The sequence below is a fragment of the Arthrobacter sp. UYEF36 genome, from assembly GCF_040547025.1.
Lineage (GTDB): Bacteria > Actinomycetota > Actinomycetes > Actinomycetales > Micrococcaceae > Arthrobacter.
Genome location: NZ_JBEPOX010000013.1, coordinates 76,429 through 93,014, shown reverse-complemented (window position 1 = coordinate 93,014; position 16,586 = coordinate 76,429). Strand labels below are relative to the sequence as shown.

Here is a 16,586-nt window from a genome sequence, read left to right as displayed (position 1 = left end):
CCGCCAGCAGCGCCTTAACGAACGATATCTTTAGTCCGTCTCAGTCCATGCCTTGATGGCGCCGCGCATGCGGTGTGCCCTGCCGTCCCGCCGCGACGCCAGCCGGACCCGTTCGGATCCCTGAGGACTGAAAGCCGATTGTTTAACGAACTTGCTCGGCCACTCGGCGGGGCTCCACCCTACGGCCAAACTGGGCCGTCCGTATCCGACGCCGGGGAGCGCGCAGCGTCGAGTTCTCCGGTAATCGGCCCGTCCATACCCAGCCGCCCCTCGGCTGTAAGAGAATGCGTGGAACTCGTTCGTGCCATTCCTGGACGTCGAAATCCGGCGGGTCAGGGCTGGACGATGTTGTGTTTTGCGGAACCGACCCTTGGAACAAGCCGAGCAGCATCGCCCCCGGCTGCTGCCCCGCGAACTCAAGCTGGTCGTATTGGCAGGTGCGGCCAGGGACGAAGCCGAGGATATCGGCCGGGAGGGCCTGTGCCGACGGCAAGTGTTGCTATCTCTCAACGAGCCACTACGTCCTGCCGTTTTCGGCAGCCTGGGCCCGAGTGCCGGAACAGCTTGCGTCTGCCGTTCGGATCCGGCCCAGTAGCGGACGGCACTGACTGCGACACGCCTCACGAACCGTTTCCGTCGCCGCGGCTGCCGCGCCCAGACAAGTCAATGGTCCGCCCCACACGGCAGGGCGGACCATCGGAGTCATGTTGTACGCACCCATTGCACGCATCGGCACCGACACCTGTGCTGGATCAGGGCCCGAGGGGTGGGTTAGTGGCGTTCGAGGACTCCGCATACTGCCGGGTCGGTGGCCTCTGCCGGGAGATCCGGGTTCAGCTCGCTGGCGCCTTCCGGGTTGCTGAAGTTGTACGTGCCGTTTTCGTCGTAGTCCAATCCGTGAATGACCAGGACGCCCTCACCGTCGCGGATGGCCTCGGCGATCTGCTTGGCGGTGCCCGTACCGCCGGTACCGGGGTAACCCGTACCCGCCACGTCGGTGAACGCGATGTTATTGCGGCTGTAGTTGTAGCGGCCATCCTTCGAGACCGGGAAACGCGTGACGTCAAGGAAGCTCGCTGGCGTGGTGTCGCCGCTCGTGTTCAGGGACACGACAACCGGACCGTAAGCGGGAACGCCCTCCACGGTGTTCAAGCGCCCGTCGTTATTGGTATCCAGCTCAAGCGTGGGGCACTCGTTCAGAGCCTGCTCGCCGTAGTGGATGTGCTGGGCGTGGGGGGCATCAGGGGTCAGGCCCTTGGCGTGCACCTCAATGTGCTTGATCGTTTCACCGCGAACGACAGCGGTCGCAGTGCCTGAGGCTCCGGAGCCATTGAGCTGCTTCAGCTTGGCGGTCAGGGTGACAGTTTTCTCCTCTGATTTGGAATCATGGGCCTGGGCGGGCACCACCGTCAGGGTGGCAGCAGCGAGTAAAGCAACGGCTGAGGCCCCAAGGGCCACTACAGATGTTCGATTCACAATGCACTCCTCCATCAGGCCAGTGAGGAAATCCCGCTGGTCTATTGTGATTCGGAACACATGCCGCTTCGGATTGGCGCGAGCAATAAAGCGACTCAACTGACAGCCCGGGCACTTCATCCGCTGCGGCTCCGGCAGAAATAATGATCAAGGGCTTCCAATACCAGGGTGCGGAAACCGTAAGCCCCGGAACGACAGTCAGTGTCACCAACGAAGACATCGAAGCGCACACCATCACCGCGGACACCGGGAACGCGTTCGACGCCATCATCAAAGTCAGCACCGGCACCTTCGCCGCCCCAACAGAACCAGGAACCTATACGTACCACCGCATCTTCCGCGGCAACATGAAAGGCACCCTCACCGTGAAATATCACTGGAGTGTTTTGCCTGGCGCATTGCCCGAGCTGTCTCACCTAGCGGGCAGGGCCCAATCTCTGCCGTATGTTGCCGAAAGCGTGCCGACTGCAACCGACCAGAATAGTGCGCTAGCCGAGCGGGGCCGGCAGCTCGTTGCAAGCCTGTTCGCATCGGCGGCGGGCACGGCGGAGACGATGCAGTGGCATGCATGCGGTATGTCGTATGCCGTGCCATAAGACTCTCTCGCATTGCATCCGTAACGATTACATCGAGACGACTTTGACGCGGCGCAGTATGAGCCAGCGGACGGCTGGGTATGCGGTGAGGAACCCCAGGACCAGACCGATTTGCATGAGGAAAAAGAAGCTGATGTCGGTAGGGGCGGGCATGAAGTTTCCGAAGTGCATGAGAAGCATCCATCCGCCCATGCCGATGTCGAAGGCGAGGACAGTGACGATGGCGGTCAGCAGGGCCGTGCCGGCGTTCTTTCCCGTCGGGCCGTGCCGGTCTGCGGAAGCAATAAAGTACTCAAAGGCGAACAGCAAGGCGATGGCCAGCAAAGCGATGACAATAATCAGTACCCATAGGTTCGTCCCTGCGATGGTTAGTCCGCTGGCCACCACGAGTGGAACCCCGATGAAGTGGCCCACGGTCGCAGCTGCCCCGCCCGGGACTCCGCCTGCGAGTGTTCTCCTGTGAAGGTCTATCGTGCCCCCCGGGGCGTTCTTACCCCAACGGTTATAGACCCAGAGGCCGAAAGGCCCGAGGTACAGGGCCGAAATTGGCCACACCAATCCAATGGCAGCGTTGGGCTGGTGGCGGCGCCTCCCGTAAATGTCGTACAGCACCAGCGCTGCGCTGATTACTCCTACCGCAACAAAGAACCAGGACACCGGCGTCAACCAGCCCGGAAGTGCAGTTTCCATAGAATTCATATCCATAGCATCGTCATTCATACCAATATTCACTCTCTCGTCGTTGTTCACTCGCACCTACAGTCGAGCCCCGGAAGCTTGCTGGACCTTGCGTGCCTCAGTGGCACCGCTCATGGGGACTTCTCAGCCCGCCCACGAGCCGTCATGACCCGTCACCGCTTCTCGTTCTCCCGCCGTGCCGGCCTAGAGAAGAAAGCTCCACCGGCCCCTACTCGAGCTTGCCGGGTCCATCCAGTCCTCCGGTGCAGGGTGCGCCGGGCTCCGGCGCGGATTTTGCGCTCCGGTATTTCGAGATGAAATCCTTGATCCGCGGGTCATCAGCGCCCGTGGCGTTCAGTTGCGCACCCCAGGCGGAAACGACGACAGGGGCCGGAAGGCTCTCATATGGCGAGAGGATCGCGTACGTCGAGGGGATGTCCTTGCTCAGCACCTCCAGCTGTGCGCCGGTGACCGCCTGGGGGTCGTAGGCCACCCACACGGCTCCGTGTTCAAGGGAGTGCACCGCGTTTTCGTTCGGCACGGGTTCCGTGTACACGGCGCAATTGAGCGGGATCTGCGAATGATCCCCACCCGCCGGCGGTACCTGCTCGTACTTGACGGGCCCGTTCACGTGGTTGGCACTCAGCCCTGAAAGCGTCTGGACGCCCTCAATGGCGGCCGGGGTTTTGGGCATGGCGCTTATGACGGCGAAAACGACCAGGCCCGCCACCAGGGCGATGCCCACAGTCCAGGCCGTGATGATCAGGATAAGCCGGTTGCGCCGTTGCCCGCGCTGTCGGGCTTTGTGTCCGGCAAGCTTCTCCTGGATGTCTGCGGCACGCTGCTGCTTGAGGCCCGGACTGCCCGGAACCGACTGAGATTCCCGGTCGACTCTCTCTGCAGGCCCATCGGAGTTCTTTGGTCGGGACATCCATGGGTCCTTTGCTTAGGTGGTGCCGGAAATCAGACGGTTTGGTCACCGGAGGCCCGGCATTCCCGCACAAACCTAACTTACTTAGGTGCTTAGGTGCAATACTTCGGCGCATCTCCTATCCTTGATAGGAACAAGGGCCAAGGAGGCAGCATGCCAAAGTTCGGTGATCTGGAGAGCGCCATCATGGAGCAGATCTGGCGCGCGAACGGACCATTGCTGGTCCGCGAGGTCCTCGAGGGCCTGAACCGGAGGCTTGCCTACAACACGGTGCATACAGTGACGGAGATCCTGCACCGCAAAGGATGGCTGACGAAGGAACGTGACGGCCGGGCCTTCCGCTACGGAGCAGCCGCGGGGCGCGACAGCTATGTTGCCGGACTCGTCACAGAAGCACTCTCCCTAACTGATGACCGGGCCGCCGCCCTGGTCGGCTTCGTGGAGGGGATACGGCCCGAGGAAGCCGAGGAACTGCACCGGCTCCTCAGCGCGGCCAGGAAGCAGGACGCGAAGTCATGATCCCCGCGTTGTCCCTCCTCGCCTACGCACTCACTCTCGCTTTAGCAGGACCGCGGCTGCTGCGAGCAGCGTCCTGGACGGACAGGGCTCCCCGGCTGGCCATCGCCGCGTGGCAGGCTCTGACCGTTACCGTGCTGGCCTCCGTGACCCTCGCCGGAGCGGCCCTGACATTCCCCACAGTAGGCGTGAGCAGGGACCTCGCCGGGCTGCTGCGCGCCTGCATCATGGCCATTAAAGAGCAGTACGCATCCCCCGGCGGAGCTGCCGCCGGCACCACAGGCGCCGGGCTGGCCCTGGTCATCCTCGGGCGCACGCTGTGGTGCCTCGGCTCGATTCTGGGCGACATGGCCCGGGAGCGCGCCCGGCACGGACGGATCCTTGACATCGTCGGACGCGACGACGCACACTCTGGTGTTATTGTTCTCGACTCGGACGAATCGACGGTCTATTGCCTCCCCGGAAGGCGGCGGCGCACCGTTATCACAACGGCGGCCCTGCAGGCCCTCGACGACGCGCAACTGGACGCCGTCCTGGCCCACGAGCAAGCCCATCTATCGGAGCGGCACGATCTGATCCTGGGTTTTTCCCGAGCGCTGGCAGCGGCCTTCCCCGGGATCGCACTGTTCCGGCTCGCCTCTACAGAGACGGCCCGGCTGATCGAACTGCGAGCCGATGATGCAGCGGCCGCCCGATCAGGACGACTCACTGTAGCGGGGGCCCTTCTGGCCGTCGCCTCCCCGGGAAAGACCCCGCTCCCGGCCGTTGCACTTGCAGCTGGGGGCGTCGGCGCTGCCGCCCGCGTGCGCCGGCTCATCCCCCCGCACAACCCCTTGGGCCGCGCCCGGACGGCGGCCGGCTCTCTTGCCGTCGCCGCGCTGTTCACCCTCCCGGTTCTGCTGCTGGGAGGACCCGCTGCCGCCGCGGCCGGACAGAACCTCTGCCCCGATACGATCGTCTCCGCCGGCTCCCTCGCCCCCTGAAGCCGACCAGCGGCCCGTCCCCGCTGGACGTATTTTTACCCGGATGGCCAGGGAGGCGTGGCGGATCCATTCGTCGGCCATCGGCCCGCAGGCAGTCAGTCAAATCCGCTGAATGAGTAACGGTCGGGCTGAGAGAGGGCTGGAGTATCGAGGTGCTCTCGGAGGCGTTCGCCCACATCGCGGCAAACCTGTTGACCAATTACTTCAACCACTGCCCCGGAAGAGAACTGGGCCATCCCGCCGTCCCGCAACTCACAGCCTGAGACCCCAAGCAGGTGGAAGGGAGCGTCGGTCTCCTTCCCTCCGGTCTGCGGTTTCACCTTTCAAATCAGCAGGTGTATGTCCCGGGGATGCACGGCCACCCGCAACGCGCCGGCCGGATCGGGCCCCGGAATATTCATAAGGAGGCCCGGGCCGGCTTTCAGGCGGACGCGTCGTCGACCGAAAGCAGCGACTCAAAACGTCTCTCGGATCCCGGCCTCGCTGAACAGATTCCCAGCGATCTGGGCCGAGCCGTTGCTGCTGGGACCGCCCTCCGGCAGCTTCGGACATTGTTCTGGATCCAGTGAACCGCCAGAGCGATGATGCTCGCGAGGCCCTCCGCTGCTGAACTGAGCGCCCAGCCGATCGGGTACACGGAACCGGCCGTCTTCACGGCATGGAGCATGAGGTCCACCACGATGAGGTAAGCGATCGCGTCCGCAGGGGTAAAGCCCCGAGACGAGGGTGAGGCGCCCTTTGCGGTCGCCTCACCCCGCTTTGCTGCAGTGATGTCTCGCGGCAGCGCTGGACTTCTACTGCTGGAGGAAGGTCAGCAGTGCCTGGTTGAACTCATCGGGGTGGCTCACGTTGCAGCCGTGCGGTGCGCCGCGGAGGACGTGCAGGTCACTGCCGGGCAGGGCTGCGTGGGTCCGGGCACCGGATCCTTCGAAGGGCACGGTGCCGTCGCCGTCACCGTGCAGGATGAGGGCCGGGACGGTGACCTGGGGCAGGTCGCCGCGGAAGTCGGTTGTGCCGAAAGCTTCCATGCAGGCCAGCGCCGCCTTCTTGTCAGCCTGCTTGCAGAGCCGGAGGGCTTCCTGACGCTGCTGCTCGGTGACTTTAAGCTCCCCGTTGACGGAGAAGAATTGACGGGTGAACTCGTCGTAGAAGGAGTCTTCGTCCTTCGTCAGGCCAGCAGTCATCTCGGCTGCCGCGTCCTTGGTCAGTGGCCCGTCCGGGTTGTCCTGGCCTTGCATCAGGTACGGGGGGACGGCGGCGGCGAAAACGACGCTGCGCACCCGGTCAGTACCGTACTTGGTGAAGTATCGGGCTACTTCACCGCCGCCCATGGAAAATCCGACCAGGGTCGTGTCAGTAAGCTCAAGTGCCTCGAGGAGGGCGTGCAGGTCTTCGGTGAGCGTGTCGTAGGTGTAGCCGGTACGGGGCTTGTCACTACGTCCGAAGCCCCGCCGGTCATAGGTAATCACCCTGTAACCGGCGGCCTGCAGGGCAGGCACCTGGGCTGCGAAGGATTCCCCCGACAGGGGCCACCCATGAATGAGGACAACCGGCCGGCCCGTGCCCCCCGTGTCGTCGACGTGCAGGTTCGTGTCCTTGAACAGGCCGTGATGGGCAGTAACTTCAGTCATGAAGAGCCTCCAACTGTGAGATGGGATCGGCGTACAACGCCGACTCTAGCTAATTCGTCAGCAGGCTGTCTTTTGGATGGGTCCCCCCGATAGGTTGATCAATTGGCCAGAGGCGGCGCAGGGGTGCCTGCACCATGTTGACATACGAAACAACATCTCACGACGAAACCGCAGAGGAGCGCTTGCTGAGCTCCGGAACACCCGCAACTAACCGCCCTGGAGTTGCGACAATCGTAAAAATCCACCCGCCTCAGTGGTCCTGAATCGGGCTGTCTTAGTCAACCGCCTTCTTCGTTAGCGCTGAACTATCGGCTGGGTCCATTCCTGCCCCTCTCAGAGCCAACTGCTGCCCCAGTTCCGGTCTTCCTGGCCTTGGCGGCCTTGCCCGTGGTTACTGCTGCGCTGGGGTGTGTGCCTTCGCTGCGCGCTGCGGCGAGGCGTCCGCGTATCTGGTTTTCGTTCGCGCCGGTGCTTGACAGGGTCTCAGCGAACTTCTCGTGGTGTTCGGCTGAGCCGTAGCCGGCGGCCGACGTACTCTCTACTTTGAGGCCCTGGCCTTTGAGCCGGCTGCTGTCGTTCCCGGTGACGCGGTTTTCGATCTCGCGGCCAATGCCCTCCATGCGGGCGAAGAGTTCCTTTTCGGCTTGTTCGTAGCGCTGCTCCACGGGCGTCCGTTCGGAGCCCGTGAAGCCGCCCTCGGCCAGAAGTTTGGCTTCGTGCATGTCCTTGGCGGCTTTGACGAACGCGGGGTCCTCGAAGTGGGAGTCACCGGCGCCGTTGACGTTTGCGGTGGTCTCTTTGCGCAGCTGGTCGATGTCGGGACCGTTGATGCCGTCCTTGCCGATGAGGAACAGGCGTTCCTGCACGGTGGCATCGGCGGCCGCCACCGCTGCGGGGGTCTTCGCACTGTGCGCGGTCTGCAATGCCTGGGCCAGTTCGGGGTTGGCCAGGTACTCGACGGGAACCTGGTGGCGTTCCATTTCCGGGGCCAGCTTGGCGGCCTGTGCGCGGAGTTCTTCGGCGCGGGCCGCTGCGAGCAGCTGCATGGCCTTCTCGTGTTCTACGGACGCCTTGCGTGCCTCTTCCTGGCTGCGGGACAGCTCGTCCTGCCGGGCCTTGTCCGTGGCGGCGGTCTGGATCCCTGACTCCAAGTAAGCGGCGTCCGTGCCAACGTCGCGGGTGTCGATGCCGTAGCGGGTAAGCACTTCCTGACGGATCTTTTCCGAGGCGGCGAGTGCGGTGGTGTCGTGGTCTTTCCAGCCTTCAGCGACTGCGTGCGCCGTGGCAATATCGTGGGGCTGGGCCTTGTCCCACCACTGGTCCTTCTCCACAGGGGCAAGCGCCGCGTGGGCGGCGCTGCGTTCGGCGGCGAGACGGGCCTGCGCTTCGTGCGCCGTCTGGGCGTCCTGGTGTTCCTGCTGCCGCTGGGATTCCTGCCGGCTGCGGGCCAGCGTTTCGGCAATGCGTGAGGCGATCATCAGCGACTGCCGCAGCCCGCCGTCCACAACGTCGTCCATTCCATCTGATTCACTCATCGTGTTCCCCTTGAACTAGTGGTGTGAGTCTTATCGGTCCAGGCTCGGCCCGGAATCGCGTCGGCTGGGCTGGTAGGTCTTGGCCGGCGTCGCCGGTGTTGGCGTTGCGGGCACTGCTGATCCCGGGCGGATGGGGACCATGCCGCGCCGGGCGATGTCGATTGCCCTGGGCGGCAGTGCTGCCTCCGTCGCGGACTGCTGTTCCGCACCCACCAGCACCGCCTTGGGCATGGTGCCGGTGAACGGGGCAAGCTGTTGCTCGACCACTGCCCGGATGCGCTGCGCCTCACGGGTTCGTCCGGACTGCTGATGCATCTCATAGACGGCGAAGGCGGTGTTGATCAGCTGAACCATGAGTGCTGTTTGGGCGGCCGTCTTGTTCTTACTGGAAGCGGCCATGAACAACATGGCAGTCCCGGCAATCGACGGCAGAGCAACAGGCTTGCTGTGCTCCCGTGGGGCGCGGAGCTGCGCGGTGCGGGACAGTTCAGCGGCGGTGGCCGCCAACGGACCCGGCGTCGGTTCAAGCCGGTAGGACCATGCCGCGAACGCCCCTGATACTTCCCTCGCTGCTTTCGCCCAGGTCGCGTGATCGTCACGCGGAATGGTCCGCAACTGATCCGCCAGCGCGGTCGCGTTGCGGGTGTACTCCACCCACATTTCCGCCGGCGGTGTTCCGGTCTCGGGGCCAGCCCTGGACACCGTGCGCCTGTTGCGGGCCGCTGCGTTCCACTCTGCTGCAGCTTCGGTCGCCAGGTGCGGTGAGTCCATCCACTCTTCACGCAAAGCGCCGAGTTTCAGGTCGGATGCAAGTGTCCCTCCGCCGAACCAGATGGGCCGCTCGCCCTGCTTTGGACGTTCGGCCACGGAGTACCCGACAATGACGTCGGTCGTGTTCTTCGCGTAGCGCGGACGGACCAGCATGCCGGTGTCGCGGGCGCGCCGGACGAACTCACCTTCGGTGGCCGAGGCGCTGGCGCTGGCGCGCACTTTCCGCGCCAAAGATGAGCGGTGCATTTCCCGCTCGTCCCGGACAGCGGTGGCCTTCTCCGCCCGGTCGTAGCCACGGGTGGCGTGCACGGTGGAGAGCTGTTCCAGCCCGTACTTGACCTCCAGTTCCCGGCAGGTCTGCTGTGCTCGTTTGTAGTCGCCGTGGGTAGATGCTTTGGTGCCGTCTTCGCGGACCAGGGAGACGGCCAGGTGGATATGGTGGTTGCCGTTCTCACTCGTGCCGTGGTTGACCGCAACCCACCGGCAGCGGGCCTTTCCGCTGGCTTCAGTGAAGCCCATGGAGTCCACGAAATCATTGGCGATATCGCCCCACTGCTGGTCCGTCAATGCGCCCCCTTCGGCGCGCAGACTCAGCGAGCAGTGCCACACGCTGGCGTCCTTGTAGCCGACGTGGACGCGCTCCTTCTTGGCCAGATCCCACTGCATGTCCTTGATCTGAACCGATACGTCATATGCCCTGCGCGGCTGGTCAAGATGCTTGGCAATTGCAAGCGCATCGTCACGGTCCAGGACACCGTCGTCGTACCACGCCATGATCGCAGCATCGCCGGCCACCAGGTGCGGATCGGAGTGTGCGTTCTTGGTCTTGTTGGCATCCGTCGACGCTAGGTAAACCATGAGCCCGCCCATGCGCGAACCGCGGGTGATGTTCGGGATCATCCCTACATCAACCCCTCAATGGTGCGGTCGATCCGCATTGCCACTGACCGGAGGTGCTTCAACGCTTCGTGCGCCTCGTCGGGGAACTCGCTCATAGCGTTGGCCTGGCGTGCGAGCTGGTTGATGTTGTTGGAGGAACGGGCCAGGAGATTGTGCAGCGACATCAGTTCCGCGATGGCGGCACGCCGTTCGGTAGTCGTTTCCTGGGTCTCGGACAATGCCGATGTAAGCAGCAGGTTCGGGACAGTGACTTTCTCGCGCTCAGCCCTCGCGACAAGCGCGGCTTCCTCTTCAACAGTGACCCACAGGTCACGGCGCTTCTTGCTGCCGGCGGGAGTGTTCTCCCGACGTCGGCGCGACAGATTGAAACGGTGAGTGAATCCCTCATCCGACATTCAATTCATCCCTTCAAAGGCCCAGCGCAGCGACCCCGAACCGGGGACCACACCGACCAGTGTGCCGCACCCGACCGCCAGTGTCGAGCGCGACATGCCACTTACACCCGTGTAAGTGTATAGCTTGCTCCGAACCGTCTTCTTTGAGGGTTCTTTCGCCTTTCGCGCTTGATCACCGAAAACCTGCTTTGGGGGTGTCGGTCGTGCCCGATAGGGTTTGGGTATGGATATCAACGACATTGCCGCTAAAGCCGCCGCGAAGATCGACGCCGCCAGGGACACCAAAGTGAACGCCGTCAAGAGGGCCGCCGCCAGCGGAGTTGAGGTTCAGGAGGCCGCCCAGCTGCTTGCCGCAGCTGAGCAGAAGTATGCCAAGGACTATCAGGCAGCGTTGCGCGCAGACTGGACCGAATCGGACCTGCGGGGCTTCGGTCTGGACGCTCCGGCCAAGAAGGCCGGCGGGCGTCCGCGTGGCCGGAAAACCACGCAGGAGTCCGTTCCGGTTGCCGGCGGACCTGAGTAGTAGCCCCTCGCCCCCATGGGCACGGCAAAAGCCCAATCGCTCCGCTGCTTTTCCCGCACACATGGGGACGACGGGACCCAGCTGATCGGCTGCACACAACCGCCAGGGAACCTCTGCCTCGCACCTCACCAGCGGGACCGGCGGCCATGCACAGCCTGGAAACTGGCCGGTCACCAACGGCAACGTTTCCCATGGTCCAAGACATGCCGCTTCCGACGTCGGCAGGGCGCTGTGGCTGGCTCTTTTCAGCCATAGACCAGATGCGGCTCCGGTGGGCAGATACGACGAAGGCCGGCACCTTTTCGAGGTGCCGGCCTTCGTCGTATCCGTGTTCTTTTAGTCTTCCGCGGTGACGTCGTCATCCTTGATCTGACCGGCCGCGATGCGCTCTGCGGTCTTCGCGAACGCGGCCTCGATGTTCTCCGCAAGGTCACTTTCCCGGACCCTCCACACACCCCGTCCACCGAACTGCCCGGCGGGGAGCTCACCGCTGCGAACGAGCGAATAGACCAGTGCACTTTTGACGTTCAGGACCTCCTGAACTTGTTCCAGGGTCAGCATCCTGGGGAACACCGGTACCGTCGTCGACGCAGGTTCCTCGGTCACGTCCTCTGTCCGTTTCGGCATTCTCAGTCCACCTCGTTCCGGTGTTGCAGTTCGTCCCTGGCGTGATGTCCGCGGCAGAGGATCCGGTCGCCGTGGAGCTTCCGGAGTCATTCCAGCCCAGCTCTTGACGGACGGATGATCTATCGTTCCAGCCCTCCGCTTCTCTCGTGGTGTGGGTGTCTGGTTGAAGGTGCCTGGGTTGACGCCGGTGATGGCCGACTGGGGCTGGGGCCTGTAGGGAAGCTGGCGTCGTGAAGCTTTCTAAAGCGTGCCAGTGCAGGATCGACGACATCCGCAACGTCAGGCGCGTCGGCGGAGTTCTGCTTCGGTGGCTCAATGGATGCCCTGAGCTTCCCGTCCAGTTCCGCGCACTTCGCGCGGGCGGTGACGAGTTTGGCCTCGTACTTGAAGGGTTTCCCAGCCTGGCTCTCGACGTCGGCAAGCACCGCCTGCTTTTCCGTGATGGTTTGGCGCAGCTGGGCTTCGTAATCGGGAAGCCCCGTCACTTTGTTTTCCAGCCGGGTGATAATCCCGGCGCTTCCTTCCAGCAGCTCCAGCCGGGTAAAGACAAGCGGTGGTGCCGGCACGTCTCTGAGGGTGACAGCGAGGTCCTGGTAAGAACCAAGCCGCGAGTCGTCCGCCGCATTGCGGACCTGCAACTCGTGGCCGCCGAGGGTGGCCATCGTGCCGTGGTCCTGCTTTTGGCGGTAGTAGTTTCCGTACTCCGGCGTGTGAGTACGAACCCATTCGGAGATGGCCGCGACGGCCTCCGGGCGTTTGGTGTAGCTCTTGCCGTCGATGGTCGCGGTGAAGGCATCCCCTGCGGTCGGGGTGATGCGAGGGAGAGCTGCCTGCAGTGCGGGCAGCTTGTTTTCGGCTTTGGTGATGCTGGTTGCGGCCGCGGCCCTGGTCCAGGAGAGGGTGCTCTGTCCTTTCTCGTGGGCGCGTTTGAGCCGTTCGAGTTTGGTCCGGGCGGCGTCGGCCTCGATCTTCTCCATCACCAGAGGGTTGCCGCTGGTCGCTGCCTTGATCTGTGCGGCGTTGAGGGCAAGGTCTCCAACGTCCTCGATCTCGCGGATGTCGAGGCGTCCGCGGAGAACCTGCTGGATCATGGTGGCCTTGCGCTGGATCCCGTCCCAGGCGGCACTGTCATAGCTGCCGACCGTGGCGTACTGGAAGTTGTGGACTTCCGCGTTGGCGTTCCGTTGACGGATGATGCGCCCGTCGCGCTGGGTCAAGTCAGCCGGCCGCCAGGGGCACGTGACGTGGTGGATCGCTTTGGCGCGGAGCTGGACGTTAGCGCCGGTTCCCATCATGGCGGTGGAGCCGATCAGCACGGCCACCTCCCCGGTACGGCATTGGGAGAACAGCTGGGCTTTCTGCTCGGGCTTGGGCGCGTCCTGGATGAACCGGATCTGATCTGCCTGGATGCCTCCGACAACGAGCTGGTCCTTGATCTGCTGGTAGGCGGTCCAGACCGGTTTGCCGTCGGGACCGGTGTTCTTGGAGGGCGTGCTGAGGTCGCAGAAAATGATCTGCAGCGCACCCTTGTTGGCCGAAGGGATCCCGGATTCGAAGCTGGTTTCGTACTCGTTCTCCCGGTTCTCCTCCCAGACTTTCAGGGTCTTGGCCACAACATGGTCCAGCTTCGTCCCGGATTCGGGTTCGATGCCGACCATGCGCAGGTCCAGCGCTGCTTTGCGGCCGTCGTTGTAGACAGAAAGGGCGTTGTCCGCGCCCTTCTCAGCCCAGCCGGAGAGGGAGTCCAACCGGTCAGCGAGGCCCCTCATGTATTCGGCCAGTTCGGGCGGCTGCGGGATCAGCACCAGTTCCGGCTGTCGTTCCCCGTCGCCGGTGCGGCGGGCGAGGTCCGGTTTTTTGAGGTAGGTCAGGTCTTCGGAGAGCTTCACGTCCGCGAAGACGTGGAAGGACCGCAGCATTTCGGGGACATTCTTGAACTTCGCGAAACGCGGCTTGTTCTTCAGCCGCCCTCCGGCGTCCATCTCGATGGCGGTGACGGTTTCCCCGAATGTCGCTCCCCAGACGTCGAAGTTCTCCACACCGGCGGCCTGGAGCAGGTCCGGGCGCAGGTAGCGCTGCATGACGTGGGCTTCGGTGATGGAGTTGGCAATCGGTGTGCCGGTTGCCATCGTGACGACACGTTCCCCGTGGGTGCTGCGCAGGTATTCGAGCTTCAGGTGCATGTCGGTGGCCCGGATGGAGCCCGCGATTTCTGCGCCCTTGATATTGGTGACCGTGCGCAGGTTCTTGTAGTCGTGGGCTTCGTCCACGAACAGGTAGTCCACCCCGGTGTCCTCGAATGTCAGTCCAAGGTCCGGTGCGGTGTCCATGAGCTTCTTCATGCGCTCTTCTTCGGCCTGGAGCTTCGTTTCAAGCTTCTTCACCGTGGTCCGGTCTTCGCCTTCGGCCTGGGCGTTGACGATGGTCTGCCGGACGTCGGCGATGATCGACTCTTGGTAGGCCTCAATGGTTTCGGCTTTCACGCCGATGCTCTTGAAGGCCTGCTGGGTCATGATGATTCCGTCCCAGTCGTTCGCCGCGGCGCGGGCGACGAACTGCCTGCGCGCGGCCAGGTCTCCGCTGTTGGTCTTGATGTCATCGGACCCTGCCGAGAGCAGGCGGGCCTGCGGGTACAGTTCCAGCCACTCACGGGTGAACTGCTCCAACATGTGGTTCGGGACGACAACCATGGGCTTGGAGGCCATGCCCAGGCGTTTGAGTTCCATCGCTCCAATCACCATTTCGGCGGTCTTGCCGGCCCCGACTTCGTGGAAGAGGCCCACAGCCGGTTCGGAGATGATGCGGGCCACGGCGGTGCGCTGGTGCGGGTGCGGGGTGAAGGACTTGGCGAGCCCCGGAAGGGTCAGGCGGCCGCCTTCCTTGGTGTAGTCGCGCAGGGCCAGGGAGTTGAAGCGGCGGTTGTATTCGTCAATGAGCCGGCTGGCACGCTCGGGGTCTTCCCAGACCCACTCGGCGAAACGTTCCTGCAGGGCCTCGGCCTTTTCCTGGGCTGCTTCGGTTTCTTCGAGGTTGGCGACGGGTTTGCCGTCCTCGTTCTTGTCCTCGACCTGAATGCTCTTTTGTTCCAGGATGCTTTGCAGCAGGTCCGGGGCGGGCCGGCGGCCCGTTCCCCACTCGTTCGTGGAACGGACTGTTCCCCGGTTGGCTTTGACCCGCCAGATGCCGCTGCCGACGCTGGTCACGCTGGCGTTGGGATCGGCCAGGATGTCCTGGACGAAGCGTTGGTGTTCCTCGGGGGAGATCCAGACCGCACCGATGCGCGCCTCGACGTCTTCCATGCCGACCCTCGGCGGTTGGACTTCCTCCAGTGCGGTGACGTTCACGCTCAGGCGCTCGTCCTCGACCGCCGCAGCGCGGGCAGCTTCGAGCTTGGTCCGGACGTTCCCGGACAGGTATTCCGGTGCTGTGACGAGTTTGCCGGTTTCCGGGTCATCGAACACGAGCGTGCCCAGCTGCTCGCGGGCTTCCTCTTCCGTGACGCCCAGCAGGTCCGCGATCTGTTCCAGCTCCGGGGCGCCGTAGGTGTCCAGGGCGATGGCAAGGGCTTCGTCTACGGTGTCCGCACCCACGAGTGGCTTGCGGGCCACCACCTGTCGGTGCTGAAGCAGAGCTGCGGGTGTCGCGGTCTGCGTCTCCTCGTTGAAGCTCTCCAGGGCCGGCGGCAGAGTGCCGAAGGGGTCCGTCTGGCGCAGGATCCGCACGGCGGGTGCTGCACGGCGGGTGATGATGTCTTCGCCCGTTTCTTTGTCCGTGCGGACAGATTCCGTGAAGCGGTTGAGCGGTCCATATTTGGCGGCATATGCCGTGTACTGGTCAGCCAGGGCGGTTCGTTGGGCCGCCATCGCCGGGGTGTCTTCGCTGTCTGAAGCTTCCATCTCCAACAGGGCGCGTGCGCCGTCCCGCATCCCCAACAGGTCGCTTAGCTCCGCTGCGTGTGCTTTGGGTACCGGGAACGGAACCTGTTCCCCTGCACGGGCAACAGTGAAGGTTCCGTCTTGTTGGGCGGTGATGGTGCCGTCCCATTCCTGCCCCGTGGACGGCAGGAGTGCGGCTGGGGTTTTCCCCGGGGCCAGCTGGGCAGGGGCGTGGTTCAGGCCGCGGTCCAGTGCTTCCTGGACAACGGCGTCGAGCCGCTGGGCGAGCAGCTGCGGGACGGCGGCGAGGTCGTCAGCTTTGACGCTGACGGTTTCCTCGCCGTACATGCCGTTCCCAACGGTGATCTGCCCGAGGACGTTTTGCGGGTTCAGATCGAAGTAGTTGTTGATCTTCACGTTGCGGCCGTCGATGATGACGGGCCCGACAGTTTCCCAGTCCGTGTTGGCAGGTTCCCGGCCAGGCTCGCGCTTGCGCAGCAGCAGCAGGTCAGTGAGTGCTTCGGTGCCCGCTGCTCGCCGGTGGGCGCCGGTAGGCAGACGCACGGCTCCCACCAGATCCGCCATGGCGCTCATCTCCCGCCTCGAGGTGGGGTTGGTTGCGTCCAGGGTGAAGCTGGAGGTCAGCACGGCGACGTAGCCGCCGGGTTTCACTGCGGCCAGGCTCTTGAGGATGAAGTGGTTGTGCATGGAGTGCCGGGAGTCGGCGTTGTGGGTCTTGTCGTAAAGCGTGTTCTTGCTGAACGGGACGTTGCCGACGGCGAGGTCAAAGGAGTTGGTCTTGATCGGGGTGTCCGCGAAGGACTCGCTGCGGATCGTCGCGCCTGGGTAAAGGCCTCGGGAAATTGAGGCTGTCAGCGGATCAAGCTCCACGCCGGTCATCCGGGCGCCTTCCGGGGCCAAACCAATGAACGTTCCCGCGCCGGATCCGGGTTCCAGCACCTCTCCCCCGGTGAAGCCGAGCCGGTCGACGGCGGACCAGATTTCCTTCACCAGGGCGGCGTCGGTGTAATACGCGTTCGTCGTGGTCCGCGACGCTGCGGCGTACTCGCGCTCGCTCAGGACTTCCTGCAGCTGGGCGCGCTCGGCCGCCCATTCGGCCTTATCGAACAGCTGGGGCACCGCTCCCCA

Annotated in this window: 13 protein-coding genes; 4 read left to right on the top strand and 9 right to left on the bottom strand. The window is 64.0% G+C overall.

Annotated features, from left to right (window positions below):
* Window positions 1-771: 771 nt before the first annotated feature.
* On the bottom strand, window positions 772-1,476 hold the full coding sequence (locus ABIB29_RS17585) for a hypothetical protein (protein ID WP_354174096.1): 705 nt from the start codon (window positions 1,474-1,476) through the stop codon (window positions 772-774).
* Between the two features lie 143 nt (window positions 1,477-1,619).
* Here ABIB29_RS17585 and ABIB29_RS17580 point away from each other — a divergent pair, with 143 nt between their 5' ends.
* Window positions 1,620-2,072, top strand: coding sequence for a cupredoxin domain-containing protein (locus ABIB29_RS17580; protein ID WP_354174095.1), 453 nt, complete (start codon window positions 1,620-1,622; stop codon window positions 2,070-2,072).
* 27 nt (window positions 2,073-2,099) lie between these two features.
* Here the strand turns inward: ABIB29_RS17580 and ABIB29_RS17575 are convergent, their stop codons facing one another.
* Window positions 2,100-2,822 (bottom strand): DUF4396 domain-containing protein, encoded by a 723-nt coding sequence (locus tag ABIB29_RS17575; RefSeq protein WP_354174094.1) that lies wholly within the window; start codon window positions 2,820-2,822, stop codon window positions 2,100-2,102.
* 157 nt (window positions 2,823-2,979) lie between these two features.
* Entirely contained in the window at window positions 2,980-3,681 is a 702-nt protein-coding gene (locus ABIB29_RS17570) for a thioredoxin-like domain-containing protein (protein WP_354174093.1), read from the bottom strand.
* Window positions 3,682-3,834: 153 nt separating this feature from the next.
* On the opposite strand from ABIB29_RS17570, the gene ABIB29_RS17565 reads away from it, so the two are divergent.
* Together ABIB29_RS17565 and ABIB29_RS17560 are read left to right on the top strand one after the other, a co-directional pair.
* Window positions 3,835-4,200: a BlaI/MecI/CopY family transcriptional regulator gene (locus ABIB29_RS17565; RefSeq protein WP_354174092.1), complete on the top strand. Its 366-nt coding sequence runs from the start codon at window positions 3,835-3,837 to the stop codon at window positions 4,198-4,200.
* Window positions 4,197-5,180 carry a M56 family metallopeptidase gene (locus ABIB29_RS17560; RefSeq protein WP_354174091.1) on the top strand — a complete coding sequence of 328 codons (984 nt, stop codon included), beginning with the start codon at window positions 4,197-4,199 and terminating at the stop codon, window positions 5,178-5,180. Before ABIB29_RS17565 ends, ABIB29_RS17560 begins: the two co-directional genes overlap by 4 nt.
* Window positions 5,181-5,974: 794 nt before the next feature.
* Here the strand turns inward: ABIB29_RS17560 and ABIB29_RS17555 are convergent.
* From ABIB29_RS17555 to mobC, 4 genes are all read right to left on the bottom strand, one after another.
* Window positions 5,975-6,811 (bottom strand): alpha/beta fold hydrolase, encoded by an 837-nt coding sequence (locus ABIB29_RS17555; RefSeq protein ID WP_354174090.1) that lies wholly within the window; start codon window positions 6,809-6,811, stop codon window positions 5,975-5,977.
* A 305-nt stretch (window positions 6,812-7,116) separates the two neighbouring features.
* Window positions 7,117-8,346, bottom strand: coding sequence for a hypothetical protein (locus ABIB29_RS17550; protein ID WP_354174089.1), 1,230 nt, complete (start codon window positions 8,344-8,346; stop codon window positions 7,117-7,119).
* Between the two features lie 30 nt (window positions 8,347-8,376).
* Window positions 8,377-10,017 carry a relaxase/mobilization nuclease domain-containing protein gene (locus ABIB29_RS17545; RefSeq protein WP_354174088.1) on the bottom strand — a complete coding sequence of 547 codons (1,641 nt, stop codon included), beginning with the start codon at window positions 10,015-10,017 and terminating at the stop codon, window positions 8,377-8,379.
* 2 nt (window positions 10,018-10,019) lie between these two features.
* On the bottom strand, window positions 10,020-10,412 hold the full coding sequence (gene mobC / locus ABIB29_RS17540) for a plasmid mobilization relaxosome protein MobC (RefSeq protein ID WP_354174087.1): 393 nt from the start codon (window positions 10,410-10,412) through the stop codon (window positions 10,020-10,022).
* Between the two features lie 223 nt (window positions 10,413-10,635).
* Here mobC and ABIB29_RS17535 point away from each other — a divergent pair, with 223 nt between their 5' ends.
* Complete coding sequence (locus ABIB29_RS17535; RefSeq protein WP_354157463.1) at window positions 10,636-10,935, top strand: hypothetical protein; 300 nt, start codon at window positions 10,636-10,638, stop codon at window positions 10,933-10,935.
* Between the two features lie 336 nt (window positions 10,936-11,271).
* Here ABIB29_RS17535 and ABIB29_RS17530 read toward each other — a convergent pair whose 3' ends face one another.
* Together ABIB29_RS17530 and ABIB29_RS17525 are read right to left on the bottom strand one after the other, a co-directional pair.
* Window positions 11,272-11,562 carry a helix-turn-helix domain-containing protein gene (locus tag ABIB29_RS17530; protein ID WP_354174086.1) on the bottom strand — a complete coding sequence of 97 codons (291 nt, stop codon included), beginning with the start codon at window positions 11,560-11,562 and terminating at the stop codon, window positions 11,272-11,274.
* A gap of 119 nt (window positions 11,563-11,681) precedes the next feature.
* A complete protein-coding gene (locus tag ABIB29_RS17525) occupies window positions 11,682-16,577 on the bottom strand; it encodes a helicase-like domain-containing protein (protein WP_354174085.1) in 4,896 nt (1,631 codons plus the stop codon).
* Window positions 16,578-16,586 lie beyond the last annotated feature (9 nt).